Genomic DNA, 14084 nt, shown 5'->3' with positions numbered 1-14084 from the left:
TCACTGCTCCTCTTGGGGTTCCAGTGCCTCGAAGGGGGACGGCACATTGGCGTTCACCGAGCTGATCAGGGCGTTGAGGTCGATGCGGACGAGGTCGACGTCCGCGATGCGCAAGGTGACGTCCCCGGTGATGACGACCCCGCCGGCCAGCAGCCGGTCCAGCAGGTCGACCAGCGCGATCTCACGGCGTTCGACGACCGTCATGCCGGCCCCTCCCCACCCGGTGCCTCGTCCGGCGCCTCGTCCGGCGGGGTGTCGCCGGCGAAGGAGTACGCCGCCCAGGGGCCGGTGAGTTCCACGCGCATGCCCGGGGAGTCGTCCTTCGTGCGGTCCACCAGCTCCACGAACTCCTCGGAGTGCGCGCGGGGCACGAGGTAGGCCGCGTTGAGCACGTTGCGCCCGGCCTCGCCGGTGAGCGCCGCGTTCTGCGGCGCGTGCAGCCGGGCGTCCTCGGCGAACGCCGACAACTTGCCGTGCAGCGCGGTGGCGAAGGCCTCCGCCCGCTGCCACTGGTCCTCGTGCGCCCTGGTCTCCTGCCGCCGCCGGCGCAGGTAGTCGCGGCCCGAGGCGGGCCTGGACGCCGGCTCGGCGGCCTGCGCCGCTCGTTCGGCCCCGGCGTTCTCCAGGTAGACCTTGACGCCCCACTCCACGCGCCCCTCCAGGCGGTCGAGGGTCCGGCGGATGTGGTCCTCGCGGGCCTCGATCATGCTGCGCACCCCGCTGTCGTCCCGGAAGACGGTGGCGAGCCGCAACGGCAGCGGGGTGGTGACGACGGTGAGCGCGTCGATCACGCCCTGGTGGGCGCGGGCGGTGGCGGCGAGCCAGTCCAGGTCCTCCAGATGGGCGCGCAGGGGTTCCTCGGCGAAGTCCTGCTCGGGTACCTCGCTGACCACGGCGATCAGGCCGTGGTGGGCCAGCGGTTTGGCCGGAGCCCCGGCCACCCCGGTCAACTGCGCCTGGAGCGGCGCCTCGAGGGGACGGCAGACGGCGTACACGTACCGCAGTCCTGTCATGGTGCCTCCCTGGGAAGCCGGCGGCCGGCACTCCGGCCACCGCCCTCCTCCAGTTCCTCGAGTCGCGCCAGCCTCTCGCGCAACTCCGCGTTCTCCCGGGCGAGTTCGTCGCGCCGGGCGCGGGAGGAGAGCGCGGGGTCGCTCTCCCACCAGTCGATGCCCATCTCCTTGGCCTTGTCCACCGAGGCGACGACGAGCCGGAGTTTGACGGTGAGCAGTTCGATGTCCAGCAGGTTGATGCGGATGTCACCCGCGATCACCACACCCTTGTCGAGGACGCGCTCGAGGATGTCCGCGAGGTTGGCACCGCTGCTCGGGCCGCCGTACGGATCGGGCAGCCGCCTCGGAGTCGTCATCGACGGCTCCCGCCTTCGGCGTACTCGTCCTCGTCGACGTCCTCGGCCTCCGCCTCGGGCTCACCCTCGTCGGCGGCCTCCGCCTCGGGCTCGTCCTCGTACTCGCCGTTGCCCTCCTCGCCGTTCTCCTCCTCGGCGTAGGGGCCCTCCTCCTCGTCCTCCTCGTACGGCTCCTCTTCCTCGCCCCGGTCCTCGTCCTCGTAGGCGGCCTCTTCCTCCTCCGGCTCCTCCTCGTTCTCGTCCTCGTTCTCGTCCTCGGCGGTGGCGCCCTCCTCGGAGCCCTCCTCTTCCTCCTCCGCGAGGGCGTCCTCGTGGCTGCGGACGACCTCGCCGTCGCGGATCTCGCCGCGCCAGCCGTCCTCCGCCTCCCCCTTGAGGGTGATGAAGCGGGCGTAGTTCTTCAGGTCGAGCCGGGCCCGGCGGCCCTGGGCGCGCCAGATGTTGCCCGTCTTCTCGAAGAAGCCGCTCGGGTAGTACTCCATGACCAGCAGGACGCGGGTGAGGTTCTCCTCCAGGCTGTGGAAGGAGACGACGCCCTTCGTGCTGCCCTTCGCGCCCTCCGACGTCCACTGGATGCGGTAGTCGGGCACCTGCTCGGTCGTCGTGGCCTTCCAGCTGCGGCTGGACCACCAGACCTTCGCCTGCCAGTCCGAGTGGGTGTCGTCGGCGCGACCGGCGCTCTTGACCCCCTTGGCGAAGGTGCTGAAGTCCTGGAACCGGGTCCACTGGTCGTAGGCGGTGCGCAACGGCACGCCGACGTCGACGTACTCCATGATGACGGTCGGCTTGTTGCCCCCGCCGCTCTTGCGCTTGCCCTTTCCGCCCCCGCCGAGGTTCTTGACCGTGTCCATCACACTGTCCTTGGCGCGCGAGGCCCCGGCCTCCAGCATCGAACGCACCGGGCCCTTGCCCTCGGCGACCTTGCGGCCGGTGTCGAGGGCGAGCTTGGCGAAGCCGGGGCTGTTGCCCTCGGCGATGTCGTTGAGCTTGCCGGTGGTCTCGCCGAGCTTGCGGCCGAAGCCGGCCAGCACCCGTTCGGCCTGGGCGGAGAGGTACTCCTGCACCTCCGCCTTCAGCCGGTCGGCGGCCTCGCTGTGGGCGAGCCCGGTGAGCGGGTTGTCCTTCGCCGCACCACCCGCGGCCTTGCCCGCGGCGGACGTCGCGGATCCGAGGGTCTCGGTCATCGGTCACCGCCACCCTTCGCCGGCCGGGAGTGGGCGGCGCGTGAGGCGCCGCCGGACGCGGCCGTCTTCTTCGCGGCCGTCTTGCCCGCGGCCGCGGTCTTCTTGGCCGCCGCCTTCTTGGCGGGGGCCTTCCTGGCAGGAGCCTTCTTCGCGGGCGGCTTCTTCGCCGCCTGCTGGGCCGGCGCCTTCCTGGCGGCCTTCCCGGCCGCGTCCCGGGCCCCGTCGCCGTCCCGGTCGTCCCGGTCGTCCCGGTCTTCCCGGTCCTCGGGGGCTTCCTCGTCGGCCTCGTCGGCCTCACGGCCCTCGCGGTCGTCGTAGTCGTCGTCGTACTCGTCCTCGGCGGCGCCCTCGTCGGCGTCCCCGCGGCCTTCACGAGCCTCGTCGTTCCCGTCGTCCCCGGTCTCCGGGACCACGCCGGCGAGCTGGTCGCGGACCTGCGCGGTGCGGCCGTGCAGCCGGTCGGCGAGCGCGCTCATCTGGCGCTCGACCATCGCGCCCGAGGCCGCCTTGCCCACACCCCTGAGGTCCTGGCGCAGCTGGTCCCCGATCTCCTTGAACTGCGGGTTGTCCTTGAGCTGCTGGTTGACCAGGTCCGCTATCGCGCGCGGTCCCAGGTTCATCTTCTTGCCCGCGACGAGACTGCCCACGGCGAAGGCGAGTTTCGCCTTCTTCGTGCGTCCCAACAGGTATCCGGCCCCTACCGCGAGGCCCAGTCCCACTCGATTCATCGTGCCGTCCCCTCACCCGTCTCCGCGCCCCCGCCCATGCCGGTCTCCAACCGGTCCAGCAGTTCGTCCTCCTGGCGGTCGAACTCCTCCTCGGTGATCTCGCCCGCCTCCAGTCGCTCCTCCAGCCGGGCCAGTTCGGCCCGGACGGTGGCCGGGTCGTAGTAGATCCGTTCCGCTTCGTGCAGCACCTGTCTGATCACCCAGGCGCTGCCGCGCGCCGGAGCGAACGGCAGCAGCAGCACCTCCGAGATCAGTCCCATGACCTCACTCCGCTCCCGCGTCGGCTCCCGCCGCGGTCCCCGCCGGCTCGGCCGGGCCGGGCTCGACGAAGCTGTAGGGCGGCAGCGGCCCGTTGACGCGCAGTTCCAGGTGGGGCAGGTCCTTGCGGGCCTGCTCGACGGCGGCCAGGAACTCCTCCGCCGAGCCCCGGTCGACCAGGAACGAGGCGTTGACGAGCCACCCGGTGGACTCCGGGCCGGCGCTGACCGCGGCGGCCGCGGGCTCCAGGGCGCGCACCACCTCGGCGGCGTCCCCGGCCTCGCGGGCCTGCACGGCGGCGGCGACCATCTCGCCGAGCCGGATCTTGTCGTCGTAACTTCCGCCGCCAGAGCGCCGGTTGGCCTCGGCCTGGGCCCGGATGTCGGGGTTCTCGGCCATCACCCGGTGCAGCACCGCCTCCTCGACGTGGCTGCCCTTGACGTTGTACTCGACCTTGCCGTCCAGCGCCCGCAGACGCTCGGTGTAGTGCGCGGCGCGCTCGGTGAGCACACCGCCGACGGCGTCGTCGTCGGGGGCGACGCTGCCGAACCGCATGGGCAGCACGCAGCCGCCCGCGCCGGTCTCGCTGAGCACGTTCTGGTGGGCGAGCAGGTCCTTGCGCTTGGGGCGCAGGCCCTCCGGCGCGTCGCTGACCACGGCGGCCAGTTCACCCGCCTTGAGGATGCGCACCGGCCGCGGCGGGTCGCCGACGCCGCCCATGCCCTCCGGCAGGGAGGGGTGCGAGGCCGCGGTGATCCCGTAGACGTACGTGCTCACTCCTGCTCCTCCTTCCTGCGCGCCGGCGTGGCCTTGCGCGCCCGCGGCCGGGGCTCGGAGTCACCGGAGCTCTCGGAGCGGGCCTGCTTGAAGGCGTCGGAAACGGTCTGGGCGGCGCCGGAGAGCGCGCCCTTGGACTTGCCGCGCGCGCCGGACTCCGTGACCTCGCCGACGATGTCGGGCAGGCCCGGGCTCTTGTGCGGCCCGGACTCCAGGTCGAGCCGGTTGCACGCTTCGGCGAAGCGCAGATACGTGTCCACGCTGGCGACGACGACACGCACGTCGATCTTCAGGATCTCGATGCCTACAAGGGAAACCCTCACGAACGCGTCGATCACCAGCCCCCTGTCGAGGACGAGTTCCAGTACGTCGTAGAGGCCGCTGCTTCCGCCTCCGCCGCCGGACGTCTGTGCCGGGACTACGGTCATGCCGGCCGTGCCTCCTTGTTGTTGTCTCAGTGGTTGTCTCGGTCGATGTGTCGGTTGATGCGTCGGTCGATGTCTTCGCCTGTTGCTGCCGCGCGTCGGGGGCGGGCGGCCTAGCGGCCGCCGTGCCGCTGCGCGTCGGAGCGTCCGCGTTCGTAGCGGCGCAGCCGCCGGTAACCGGCGAGCTGGCCCTCGTCGTCGAGCTCGACCTCGTAGCTCGCCATCAGGCTCATCGTGTCGGGCACGCGGGCGAGTTCGAGCACCTCGATCTCCAGGGACCAGCCGTCGTCCGTCTGCTCGAAGGACGTGACCGACTCCGGGGTCAGGTTGGTCAGCTCGGCGAACTGGGCGCGCGCCTCGCGCAGTACCTCCATGGGCCTGGGCCGGCGCGCCGTCGCGTGGTTGTCGTCTTCGGTACGTGACTCCTGAGATTCCTGTGGCTCTTGTGAATCCTGCGACTCTGATGTGTTTTCTGTATTCGCCATGGCCACCTCTTCTCTCCGTGTGGCCGCAGGTTCCATGGCCAAACCTGTACGGGTACAGGCGTGCCCCAGGACACGGCGTTCCACCTGCGCAGGGCGCTGCGTGTATCAGCCACGCAGCGCGTCGAGGCGGCGCCGTGCCGGTCCCAGGGCGCGGCCCCGGCGCGGGATCCCGGCCCACGGACGGGTCCGCGCGTGCTCGACGGCGTCGGCGATGGTCCACCGCCGCGCGTCGAGGTCCGGGTCGTCCAGCTGGTCCCAGGAGACGGGCGCGGCCACGGGCGCGCCGGGGCGGGCCCGGACGGTATAGGGGGCGACCGCGGTCTGGGCGTACCCGTTGCGCTGCACGTCGAGGTACAGGCGCCCGCCGCGGTCCTTCTTGCGGGCGGCGGTGGTGAACCGGTCGGGGTGCGCGGCGGCGAGCACGTCGGCGGCGTCACGGGCGAAGGCGCGCACCTCGTCGACGTCCTCGCGCCCGTCGAGGGGCACGACGAGGTGCAGGCCGCGCGAGCCCGTCGTCATCAGGGCCGAGGGCAGCCCCAGCTCGTCCAGCAGCTCGCGCAGGCGGCGCGCCGCCTCGCGCACCGGCGCGAAGTCCACGACGTCGTCGCCGGGCGGGTCGAGGTCGAACACCATGCGGTCCGGGCAGCGGATCCGGTCGGCGCGGGACAGCCAGCGGTGCAGCGTCACACACGCCTGGTCGGCGAGGTACACGAGGGTGGCGGTGTCGTCGCACACCGTGTGCGTGACCGTGCCACCCTCCTTGGGGACCTCCACCCGCGTGATCCAGTCCGGGTAGGTGTCCGGCGTGTTCTTCTGCATGAACACCGGGCCGTCCGGGCCGTCGGAGTGCCGCTCCAGCATCAGCGGCCGGCCGCGCAGATGCGGCAGCATGTACGGGGCGACGGCGCGGTGGTAGTCGGCGAGGTCGCCCTTGGTGTACCCCGTCGCCTCGTCCTCCTCGCGCCCCGCCAGCAGGACCTTCTCCGGCCGGTGCACCGGGACCGTGCGCCGGCCGGCTCGCACCGCGCGCGGCGCTTGGCTCACCGCACGATCGCCTCCTCGACCAGCAGCCGTGCGGAGGCCGCGATCGACTCGGCGTCGATGCCCGCCGCGTGCAGCTGCTCGGCGGGCGAGGCCGAGCCCGGCATCGTACGGACGGCGAGGCGGACCAGGCGCGGCACCGGGCGGCCGTCGAGGAACGCGTCGAGGACGGCGTCGCCGAGGCCGCCCTCCTCGCGGTGGTCCTCGACGGTGAGCAGGCAGCCGGTCTCCTCGGCGGCCCGCCGCAGGGTGTCCCGGTCGACGGGCTTGACGGAGTACAGGTCGATCACGCGGACGGCGATGTCCTCCCGGGCGAGCGCGTCGGCGGCGGCGAGCGCCTCGTGCAGGGTGACGCCGGCGGCGACGATCGTCAGGCGGTCGGCGCCGGAGGAGCGCAGCACCTTGCTGCCGCCCACGGGGAACTCCTCGTCCGGCCCGTAGAGCACCGGGCTCTCCCCGCGCGAGGTGCGCAGGTAGCGGATGCCGTCGAGGTCCGCCATCCGCGCGACGAGCTTGGCGGTCTGGTTGGCGTCGCTCGGGTACAGCACGGTCGAGCCGTGGATCGCCCGCATCATCGACAGGTCCTCCAGGCCCATCTGGCTGGGCCCGTCCTGGCCGATCGAGACGCCCGCGTGGGAGCCGTTGAGGTTGATGCCGGAGCCGCTCACCGAGGCCATGCGCACGAAGTCGTAGGCGCGGGTGAGGAAGGCCGCGAAGGTGGAGGCGTAGGGCACCCAGCCACGGCGGGCCATGCCGACCGCGGTCGCGACCATCTGCTGCTCGGCGATGTAGCACTCGAAGTAGCGCTCGGGGTGCTCCTTGGCGAAGAACTCCGCGCGCGTGGAGTCGCCCACCTCGCCGTCCAGGGCCACCACGTCGCCGCGCGCGGTGCCGAGCGCGGCGAGCGCCTCGCCGTAGGCGTCGCGGGTCGCGACCTTTTCGCCCTTGTCCCAGCGGGGCAGCTCCAGGCCGCCGTCGCCGACGGGCCGGCGGGAGCGGACGTCCGGCGGGGCGTGGACGCTCACGCGCAGGTCGCGGACCCCGCCGAGTTCCTCGATCGCCTCGTCGGCGTCCTTGACCGGTTTGCCGTGCAGTCCCTCGCGGTCCTCGGTGGCGTGGACGCCCTTGCCCTTGAGGGTGCGGGCGATGATCGCGGTGGGCTGGCCCCTGGTGGAGATCGCCTCGCCGTAGGCGCGGTCGACGGCGTCCACGTCGTGGCCGTCGATCTCGACCGTGTGCCAGTCGAAGGCGCGGAAGCGGCGCGCGTAGGCGTCCAGGTCGTGGCCGTGCCGGGTGGGGCCGCGCTGGCCCAGCCGGTTGACGTCCACGATCACGGTCAGGTTGTCCAGGTGCTCGTACCCGGCGTGCTCGGCGGCCTCCCAGATCGAGCCCTCCGCCATCTCGCTGTCCCCGCACAGCACCCACACCCGGTAGTCGGCGTGGTCGAGCCGCTTGCCGGCCAGCGCGATGCCGACGCCGATGGGCATCCCCTGGCCGAGCGAGCCGGTGGCCGTCTCCACCCACGGCAGCCGCTGCGGAGTGGGGTGGCCCTCCAGCCGGCTGCCCAGCTTGCGGAAGGTGAGCAGCTCTTCGTCGTCGATGGCCCCGGCCGCCTTGTAGGCGGAGTAGAGCAGGGGCGAGGCGTGTCCCTTGGACAGGACGAAGCGGTCGTTGCCGGGGTGTTCGGGGTGGTCGAAGTCGTAGCGGAGGTGGTGGGCCAGCAGTACGGCCATCAGGTCCGCGGCGGACATGGAGGACGTCGGGTGCCCGGAGCCCGCCGCTGCGGCGGCCCGCACGCTGTCCACGCGCAACTGCTGGCCGAGCTCGACGAGTTCGGCGGTGTCCATGAGTCTCCTTCGGTCTCCTGCTCGGATGCGTCGATGCGTCGACTACGTCGGCTGCGTCAACTACGTCGGCTGCGCCGGCTGCTTGGCGTCAGTCGTCACGTTCGACGGGGCCGGGGGCGGGGTGGTGGGGATGCCTTCGCTTGGCCCGCCCGGAACGCGCGGGCGCCCCGGACCGGCTCTTGGCCGGCTCGCCGCTCGGCTGGTTCTTGGCGGGTTCGCCGCCCGGCTGGTTCTTGGCGGGCTCGCCGCCCGGCTGGTTCTTCGCGGGTTCACCGCCCGGCTGGTTCTTCGCGGGTTCACCGCCCGGCTGGTTCTTCGCGGGTTCACCGCCCGGCTGGTTCTTCGCGGGTTCACCGCCCGGCTGGTTCTTCGCGGGTTCACCGCCCGGCCGACTCTCCGTCCCCGCGGGTTCGTCCGTGCGGGCCTGCCCGCCCGGGCCGCCCGGTACGCGGGCCAGCTCCGGGGAGGACGACTCCAGCGGCACCGACCAGGACCGTACGAGACCCAACTGCACGGACTGGCGCGGCAGTACGGCGTCCAGCAGCCAGTCCGCGGCCACCCGGACCCGGTTGCCCGGCATCGCGGCAAGGTGGTAGCCGCGGGTCACCGCGCCGGCCGCCGGGCCGGACAGCGGGACGCCGAGCGGGTTGGCGGCGGCCTGCGTGCCGCCGAGGTCCACCACGAAGCCGAGGTCGCGGTGCCGGTAAGGACGCCGCTCGCCCACGCCCAGCGAGGCGGCGACGTTGACCGCGGCGACCTTCCCGTGCCGCCAGGCGTGTTGCGCGGTCATCGGCGTGTACTTGCCCGGGTTGTTCAGGTCCGGCACGGCCGCCGCGTCACCGCACGCGAACACCTCGGGCCGCCCCGGCACCTGGAGGTACGGGTCGACGACCAGCCGCCCCCGCTCCAGCGCCTCGCCGGTGCTCTCCACCAGCGGATCGGGCCGCACGCCCACGCACCACACCAGCGTGCGGCTGGGCACGAACTCGCCGTCCGTGAGCAGCACCCCCTCGTGCGTGGCCTCCTTCACGGAGGTGCCCATGCGCACGTCCACACCGCGCTCGCGCAGCACCCGGTCGGCGGTGGCCGAGAGCCGTTCGTCCATCTCGGGCAGCACCCGGGGCGCGACGTCCAGCAGCATCCAGCGCGGGCTCATGCCCTGCCGCAGCGGGTGTTTGCGCACCTGGGCGTCGGTGTACATCTTGCCGTGCGCGGCCACCTCGGTGCCGGTGTACCCGGCGCCCACCACCACGAAGGTGCAGCGGGCGGCGCAGGTGTCCCGGTCCTCGGCGGCGGCCGCGAGCTCGACCTGGCGGGTCACGTGGTCGCGCAGGTAGAGCGCCTCGGGCAGTCCGCGGAAGCCGTGCGCGTGCTCGGCGACACCGGGGATCGGCAGCAGCTTGTTGACGCTGCCCACGGCCAGCACCAGCCGGTCGTAGGCGAGCGTGCCGCCGTTGCCCTCGGGGTCGGTGTACTGGACGGTGCGGGCGTCCATGTCGACGCCGTGCGCCTCGCCGAGGACCAGCCGGACGTGGGGCAGGGTGCCGGAGAGGGAGACGGTGACCCGGCGGGGCTCCAGGATGCCGGCGGCCACCTGGGGCAGCAGCGGCAGGTACAGGAAGTAGTCGGTCGGGTTGAGCAGGGTGATGTCGGCCTTGCCCTGGGACATGCGGGACAGGGTCCGGGCCGTCCGGTAGCCGGCGAAGCCGGCACCGACGATCACGATGCGGGGTCGACTCACGGTTCGCCTCCGGCGCGGTCGCGTGGCTCGTGCGGTTGCCACAGCATTTACAGCTCGTGCGGAACCTCCCGCGTCCCCCTGGCCCGGGCGTCCAAACGTGCGCCGGGGCTGCGGGCGCGGTTTCCGGCGGGGCGGGCGCGGTTTCCGGCGTTGCGGGAGGGAAACCCGGTGGGGCGTTCCACCCCGACCACGTCACGGAGGCACACCCCCATGCCCGAATACGGCTATTTCCTCTCGTGCGAGCAGTACGGGCCCGCCGAGCTGATCGAGCAGGCACGGATGGCCGAGCAGGCCGGTTTCCAGGCGCTGTGGATCTCCGACCACTACCACCCCTGGAACGACGCGCAGGGGCAGAGCCCGTTCGTGTGGTCCGTGATCGGCGCGCTGTCCGAGGCCGTGTCCCTGCCCGTCGAGACCGCCGTGACCTGCCCGACCGTGCGTATGCACCCGGCCGTCGTGGCGCAGGCCGCGGCCACCAGCGCGGTGATGACCGGCGGCCGCTTCCGGCTCGGCGTCGGCAGCGGGGAGGCGCTCAACGAGCACATCCTGGGCGATCACTGGCCGCCCGCGCACGTCCGCCTGGAGATGCTGGAGGAGGCGATCCAGGTGATGCGGCGGCTGTTCACCGGCGAGGAGGTCAGCCACCACGGCACCCACTACACGGTGGAGAACGCGCGCCTCTACACGGTGCCGGACGAGCCGGTGCGTATCGACGTCTCCGGCTTCGGTCCGGCGGCGACCCAGCTGGCCTCGCGGGTCGGCGACGGCTACATCACGATGATGCCGGACGCGGCGATGGTGGAGCAGTACCGCAAGGGCGGGGGCGGCGGCAAGCTCGTCAGCGGCGGCACGAAGGTCTGCTACGGGACCGACAAGGAAGAGTGCGTGCGCACCGTCCACCGGCTGTGGCCCAACGAGCTGCTGCCGGGCGAGCTGGGCCAAGTGCTGCCCTCGCCGCGGCACTTCGAGCAGGCGCAGCAACTGGTCACCGAGGACATGGTGCGCGAGAACCGGGTGTGCGGGGACGACGCCGACGAACACGTCGCGGAACTCAAGCAGTTCGCGGACGCGGGCTTCGACCGGATCTACGTCAACCAGATCGGCCCGGACCACCGCGGCTTCTTCGACTTCTACCGCACGAAGGTGCTGCCGCAGCTGTGAACGCGGTCGTGAGCGGATCGTGAGCGAATGGGACGGGCCCCGCCTGCTTCGCGCAGGCGGGGCCCATCCCGTCCATCGGTCGTCAGTCGCTGTAGCCGGCGGGCGGGGCGGGCGGGACCGGCGGCACGGGCGGGTACGCCACGTCACGGCGGCCGTGGCACTGGCCGTAACCCTGCCCCTGACCGGCCGTGGGGTCCCCGGTGTGCTCCGGTGAAGGCCGGGACGCCGGGCGGGCCGACGCGTCCGGGCCGGCCGATGCCGCCGCGGGCCGGGCCGCGGACCGCAGCGCGTAGGCCACCGCGCCCAGGATCGCCGCGGTGATCAGCGCGGCGGCCCAGCCGGGCAGCCCGATGGCGAGGGCCAGTCCCACGGCGAGCGCGACGGCCGCGCCCGCGTACAGCGCGGCGGCGCCGGACCCGGCGTACAGCATGGCCGTGCGGCGCTGCCTGCGCGTCTGCTCACGCAGCTCGTCGCGCACCGTCTCACGGGCCACCTGCGCCAGCTCGTCGACCAGTTGCCTGTCCAGGTGTTCCAGATGATCCAAGCGCTCCATGCGGCGCGGGTACCCGCACGGGCGTGCGCGTAACGAGGCGCGAGCACAACGGGGCGTACGCGCCCCGACCTGCCCGGCGCCCCAACTAGGCTCGTGCGCATGGAGATTCTGGGTACCACCTTGCGAGTCTGCGTCGACGACCTGGAGAGCGCGGTCCCCTTCTACGAACGCCTCGCGGGCGGCCGGGCGCAACGGTTCGAGCGCGGCGGTGTCCAGGTGGCGGCGGTCGGCTGCTTCCTGCTGATGAGCGGTCCGGAGGCGGAACTCGAGGTGCTGCGCAAGGTGGTGGCGACCATCGCCGTGGAGGACGTGGACGAGGCCCACCGGGTACTGAGCGAGCTCGGCGCCCGCGTCGTCGCGGGCCCGGTGCGGACCCCGGCGGGCCGCAACCTCCTTGCCATGCATCCGGACGGGACGGTCTACGAGTACGTGGACCGCCGTGGCTGAGCCCGCTCAGGAGGCGGGCGGGCGCATCCGGAACTCGTACCGGTCGGGCAGTTCACCGCCTTCGGCGCGCTCCCACACCTGGCCGATCCGTTCGTCGCCCTCACGCAGGTCGGCGACCTCGAAGCCCTCGTCGAAGACGGCCCGCGCCCGGTCGGGCCGCCCCTCGGCGAGCAGCAACTCGGCCTCCAGCAGCCGGAACCGCCCGCGCGCCCGGGTCTGTGGGTGCACCCGCTCCCACACCGCGCGCGCCTGCTCGGGCCGGCGCACCTTCAGCAGCGCCTCGATCGTCTCGCGGCCGAGCGCGGCCGTGGCCGCCGTCCAGGGCTCGCCGTCCCGCCGCTCCTGGCACAGGTCGTCGAAGGCCTCCGCGTACCGGTCGGCGGCCCGCTCGTGGTGGCCCGCCTCCTGGTCGGCCACGGCGAGGCAGCGCAGCGACGGCCAGCGCGAGGGCGCGAGTTCGAGCGCCCTCTCCCAACTGCGCACGGCCTGCGCGCGGTCGCCGGCCTGCCACTGGGCGATGCCCAGGTGGTACTCGGTGAGCGGGGTGGCGGGCGCCGTCTCCAGCATGTCCCGCCAGTGCGGTGCCACGAGGCTCTCCCCCGGCGGCCGGACCCGGCGCGGCTCCGGGAACGAACCGGAGCGCAGCAGCTCCCGCCAGGGCTCCTGCGCCTCGCCGATGGTGGTCTCGGGGAAGGGCGTGCCGGGCAGCTTCCAGCCGCCGCGCATCACCTCGAGCGCGCCCCAGCCGGATCCGGTGTGCAGGATCTCGCCCGGTTCGGCGTCGGCGTGCGGCCTCCAGGCGGCGTAGGCGGCGTCCACGTCGGCGCGGGGCAGGGCGGCGTCGAGGTGGGCCTCGGTCCGGGCGACGGCGGCGTCCCACTCCCCGTCCGGCGCCGGCGCGTCCAGGGGGCCGTACGCCTCCAGCCAGGCCACCTCGCTGCCCGCCGCGAGCGGTACGTGTTCGAGCTGGGTGCGGGCGAGGCCGGCCTGGATCTCGCAGTAGCCGCCGGTGCCCGGCTCGGTGAGCCACTCCTGCCAGCGCCGGCCGCCGGGGCCCGAGCCCCAGACGAACAGCTTGCGTCCGCGCAGCACGTCGGTGGAGGTCTGCACCAGCCCGTGGCCGTGCACGTCGAGTGCGGCGATCCAGCGGCGCCGCCCCTCGGGCACCTCGTAGAAGTAGTCGGCGGGATAGACGCTGTTGAGGGGGTACGTCCGGTCGACGCCGTCGTACGTGGGGACCGGCACCCGGCGCAGCCGGCGCTCGTAGCCGAAGTGCCAGGCCTCCTCGGCGGGGGCCAGTACCCGGCGCTCCTCGGGCACGGCGATGTTCGACCACCAGTAGGTGGGCACCTCCCGCTCGTGCGGGTTGCGGACGCGGACGCCGACGTAGAGGAATTCGGAGCCTTCCGGCAGCCACAGGTCGACCTGGAAGGGCAGGTCGCGCAGCCGCTCCCACTCCCACAGGCGCAGCATCTGCCCGCCGTCGGGGGCGGGGACGCGGGCGGCGTGCAGCGGCGAGCAGGAGAGGGTGGTGTGGCCGGTGGCGCCTATGTTCCACTCGATGCCGCCCGAGTACCAGGCGCCGTTGAGGGCGAAGTTGGCGGGCTGGAGCACCGGGTTGCGGTAGAGGAGTTCGCGTCCGGTGGGCTTGTGGACGAGGGAGGCGACACGGCCGCCGAGTCCGGGCAGCACGGTGGCGCGCAGCCGGTCGTTCTCCAGGACGAGGGCGTCCACGGGGCGGGGCTCGCGGGCCCTGCCGTAGCCGTCGCGGACGCGCACGGGCAGCAGGCTGTGCAGCGGCGCGTAGCCGACCTGCCGGGCCATGTCGCGGGGCAGGTCCTCCTTGTCACGGTCCTCGATGTGGTGCATCTCGTCGAGCGGGCGCAGGGCGGGCAGGGGGTTGTCGGAGCCCAACTGTGCGGCGGGCAGCGTCAGTACCTCACGTCGGATCGTCGTCACGATGACCATGGAACCCGCTCGGGGATGACCTGGCCAGGGGCGGGACCGGTCAGGATTGCGCAAAGGCGGCTTTCGGGACCGGGCGGAAATTCCGTAGGCGGTGCGGCCC

At 73.0% G+C, this 14084-nt stretch carries 16 protein-coding genes; 2 read left to right on the top strand and 14 right to left on the bottom strand.

Annotation, left to right across the window (positions count from 1 at the left end):
- The 12 genes from IE217_RS29165 to IE217_RS29110 form a co-directional block, all read right to left on the bottom strand.
- The gene (locus IE217_RS29165; RefSeq protein ID WP_190180944.1) at window positions 1-204 is read right to left on the bottom strand and encodes a gas vesicle protein; all 204 of its coding nucleotides are present in this window, start codon (window positions 202-204) and stop codon (window positions 1-3) included.
- Window positions 201-1013 (bottom strand): GvpL/GvpF family gas vesicle protein, encoded by an 813-nt coding sequence (locus IE217_RS29160; protein WP_190180943.1) that lies wholly within the window; start codon window positions 1011-1013, stop codon window positions 201-203. Before IE217_RS29160 ends, IE217_RS29165 begins: the two co-directional genes overlap by 4 nt.
- Window positions 1010-1369, bottom strand: coding sequence for a gas vesicle protein (locus IE217_RS29155; protein WP_190180942.1), 360 nt, complete (start codon window positions 1367-1369; stop codon window positions 1010-1012). The genes IE217_RS29160 and IE217_RS29155 overlap by 4 nt, the downstream gene beginning before the upstream one ends.
- Window positions 1366-2553: an SRPBCC family protein gene (locus IE217_RS29150; RefSeq protein WP_190180941.1), complete on the bottom strand. Its 1188-nt coding sequence runs from the start codon at window positions 2551-2553 to the stop codon at window positions 1366-1368. The genes IE217_RS29155 and IE217_RS29150 overlap by 4 nt, the downstream gene beginning before the upstream one ends.
- Window positions 2550-3281 carry a DNA primase gene (locus IE217_RS29145; RefSeq protein ID WP_190180940.1) on the bottom strand — a complete coding sequence of 244 codons (732 nt, stop codon included), beginning with the start codon at window positions 3279-3281 and terminating at the stop codon, window positions 2550-2552. Before IE217_RS29145 ends, IE217_RS29150 begins: the two co-directional genes overlap by 4 nt.
- Complete coding sequence (locus IE217_RS29140; protein WP_190180939.1) at window positions 3278-3541, bottom strand: gas vesicle protein GvpG; 264 nt, start codon at window positions 3539-3541, stop codon at window positions 3278-3280. The genes IE217_RS29145 and IE217_RS29140 overlap by 4 nt, the downstream gene beginning before the upstream one ends.
- Window positions 3542-3545: 4 nt before the next feature.
- Window positions 3546-4316 carry a GvpL/GvpF family gas vesicle protein gene (locus IE217_RS29135; RefSeq protein ID WP_190180938.1) on the bottom strand — a complete coding sequence of 257 codons (771 nt, stop codon included), beginning with the start codon at window positions 4314-4316 and terminating at the stop codon, window positions 3546-3548.
- Complete coding sequence (locus tag IE217_RS29130; RefSeq protein WP_190180937.1) at window positions 4313-4744, bottom strand: gas vesicle structural protein GvpA; 432 nt, start codon at window positions 4742-4744, stop codon at window positions 4313-4315. The genes IE217_RS29135 and IE217_RS29130 overlap by 4 nt, the downstream gene beginning before the upstream one ends.
- 110 nt (window positions 4745-4854) lie before the next feature.
- Window positions 4855-5226 (bottom strand): gas vesicle protein GvpO, encoded by a 372-nt coding sequence (locus IE217_RS29125; RefSeq protein WP_190180936.1) that lies wholly within the window; start codon window positions 5224-5226, stop codon window positions 4855-4857.
- Between the two features lie 105 nt (window positions 5227-5331).
- Window positions 5332-6270 carry a non-homologous end-joining DNA ligase gene (ligD, locus tag IE217_RS29120; protein ID WP_229865679.1) on the bottom strand — a complete coding sequence of 313 codons (939 nt, stop codon included), beginning with the start codon at window positions 6268-6270 and terminating at the stop codon, window positions 5332-5334.
- Window positions 6267-8114, bottom strand: a complete 1848-nt coding sequence (locus IE217_RS29115) for a transketolase (RefSeq protein ID WP_190180935.1) — start codon at window positions 8112-8114, stop codon at window positions 6267-6269. The genes ligD and IE217_RS29115 overlap by 4 nt, the downstream gene beginning before the upstream one ends.
- An 88-nt stretch (window positions 8115-8202) precedes the next feature.
- On the bottom strand, window positions 8203-9837 hold the full coding sequence (locus IE217_RS29110; RefSeq protein ID WP_190180991.1) for an NAD(P)/FAD-dependent oxidoreductase: 1635 nt from the start codon (window positions 9835-9837) through the stop codon (window positions 8203-8205).
- A gap of 228 nt (window positions 9838-10065) precedes the next feature.
- On the opposite strand from IE217_RS29110, the gene IE217_RS29105 reads away from it, so the two are divergent.
- Window positions 10066-11016: an LLM class F420-dependent oxidoreductase gene (locus IE217_RS29105; protein WP_190180934.1), complete on the top strand. Its 951-nt coding sequence runs from the start codon at window positions 10066-10068 to the stop codon at window positions 11014-11016.
- A gap of 82 nt (window positions 11017-11098) precedes the next feature.
- Here IE217_RS29105 and IE217_RS29100 read toward each other — a convergent pair whose 3' ends face one another.
- A complete protein-coding gene (locus tag IE217_RS29100) occupies window positions 11099-11569 on the bottom strand; it encodes a phage holin family protein (RefSeq protein ID WP_190180933.1) in 471 nt (156 codons plus the stop codon).
- A gap of 99 nt (window positions 11570-11668) precedes the next feature.
- Between IE217_RS29100 and IE217_RS29095 the strand changes: the two genes are divergently transcribed.
- Window positions 11669-12016: a VOC family protein gene (locus IE217_RS29095; RefSeq protein ID WP_190180932.1), complete on the top strand. Its 348-nt coding sequence runs from the start codon at window positions 11669-11671 to the stop codon at window positions 12014-12016.
- 6 nt (window positions 12017-12022) lie between these two features.
- On the opposite strand, the gene IE217_RS29090 is transcribed toward IE217_RS29095, so the two are convergent.
- Window positions 12023-13984, bottom strand: coding sequence for a DUF5107 domain-containing protein (locus IE217_RS29090; protein WP_190180931.1), 1962 nt, complete (start codon window positions 13982-13984; stop codon window positions 12023-12025).
- Window positions 13985-14084: the final 100 nt, after the last annotated feature.

It is taken from the genome of Streptomyces naganishii JCM 4654 (assembly GCF_014650575.1).
Taxonomy (GTDB): Bacteria; Actinomycetota; Actinomycetes; order Streptomycetales; family Streptomycetaceae; genus Streptomyces; species Streptomyces naganishii.
The sequence above is the reverse complement of the archived record's forward strand: the minus strand, read 5'-3'. Positions and strand labels throughout refer to the sequence as shown.

Coding starts and splice junctions, on each gene's coding strand:
- IE217_RS29165 (WP_190180944.1), bottom strand. CDS start 204: ATGACGGTCGTCGAACGCCGTGAGATCGCGCTGGTCGACCTGCTGGAC.
- IE217_RS29160 (WP_190180943.1), bottom strand. CDS start 1,013: ATGACAGGACTGCGGTACGTGTACGCCGTCTGCCGTCCCCTCGAGGCG.
- IE217_RS29155 (WP_190180942.1), bottom strand. CDS start 1,369: ATGACGACTCCGAGGCGGCTGCCCGATCCGTACGGCGGCCCGAGCAGC.
- IE217_RS29150 (WP_190180941.1), bottom strand. CDS start 2,553: ATGACCGAGACCCTCGGATCCGCGACGTCCGCCGCGGGCAAGGCCGCG.
- IE217_RS29145 (WP_190180940.1), bottom strand. CDS start 3,281: ATGAATCGAGTGGGACTGGGCCTCGCGGTAGGGGCCGGATACCTGTTG.
- IE217_RS29140 (WP_190180939.1), bottom strand. CDS start 3,541: ATGGGACTGATCTCGGAGGTGCTGCTGCTGCCGTTCGCTCCGGCGCGC.
- IE217_RS29130 (WP_190180937.1), bottom strand. CDS start 4,744: ATGACCGTAGTCCCGGCACAGACGTCCGGCGGCGGAGGCGGAAGCAGC.
- IE217_RS29125 (WP_190180936.1), bottom strand. CDS start 5,226: ATGGCGAATACAGAAAACACATCAGAGTCGCAGGATTCACAAGAGCCA.
- IE217_RS29115 (WP_190180935.1), bottom strand. CDS start 8,114: ATGGACACCGCCGAACTCGTCGAGCTCGGCCAGCAGTTGCGCGTGGAC.
- IE217_RS29105 (WP_190180934.1), top strand. CDS start 10,066: ATGCCCGAATACGGCTATTTCCTCTCGTGCGAGCAGTACGGGCCCGCC.
- IE217_RS29100 (WP_190180933.1), bottom strand. CDS start 11,569: ATGGAGCGCTTGGATCATCTGGAACACCTGGACAGGCAACTGGTCGAC.
- IE217_RS29095 (WP_190180932.1), top strand. CDS start 11,669: ATGGAGATTCTGGGTACCACCTTGCGAGTCTGCGTCGACGACCTGGAG.
- IE217_RS29090 (WP_190180931.1), bottom strand. CDS start 13,984: ATGGTCATCGTGACGACGATCCGACGTGAGGTACTGACGCTGCCCGCC.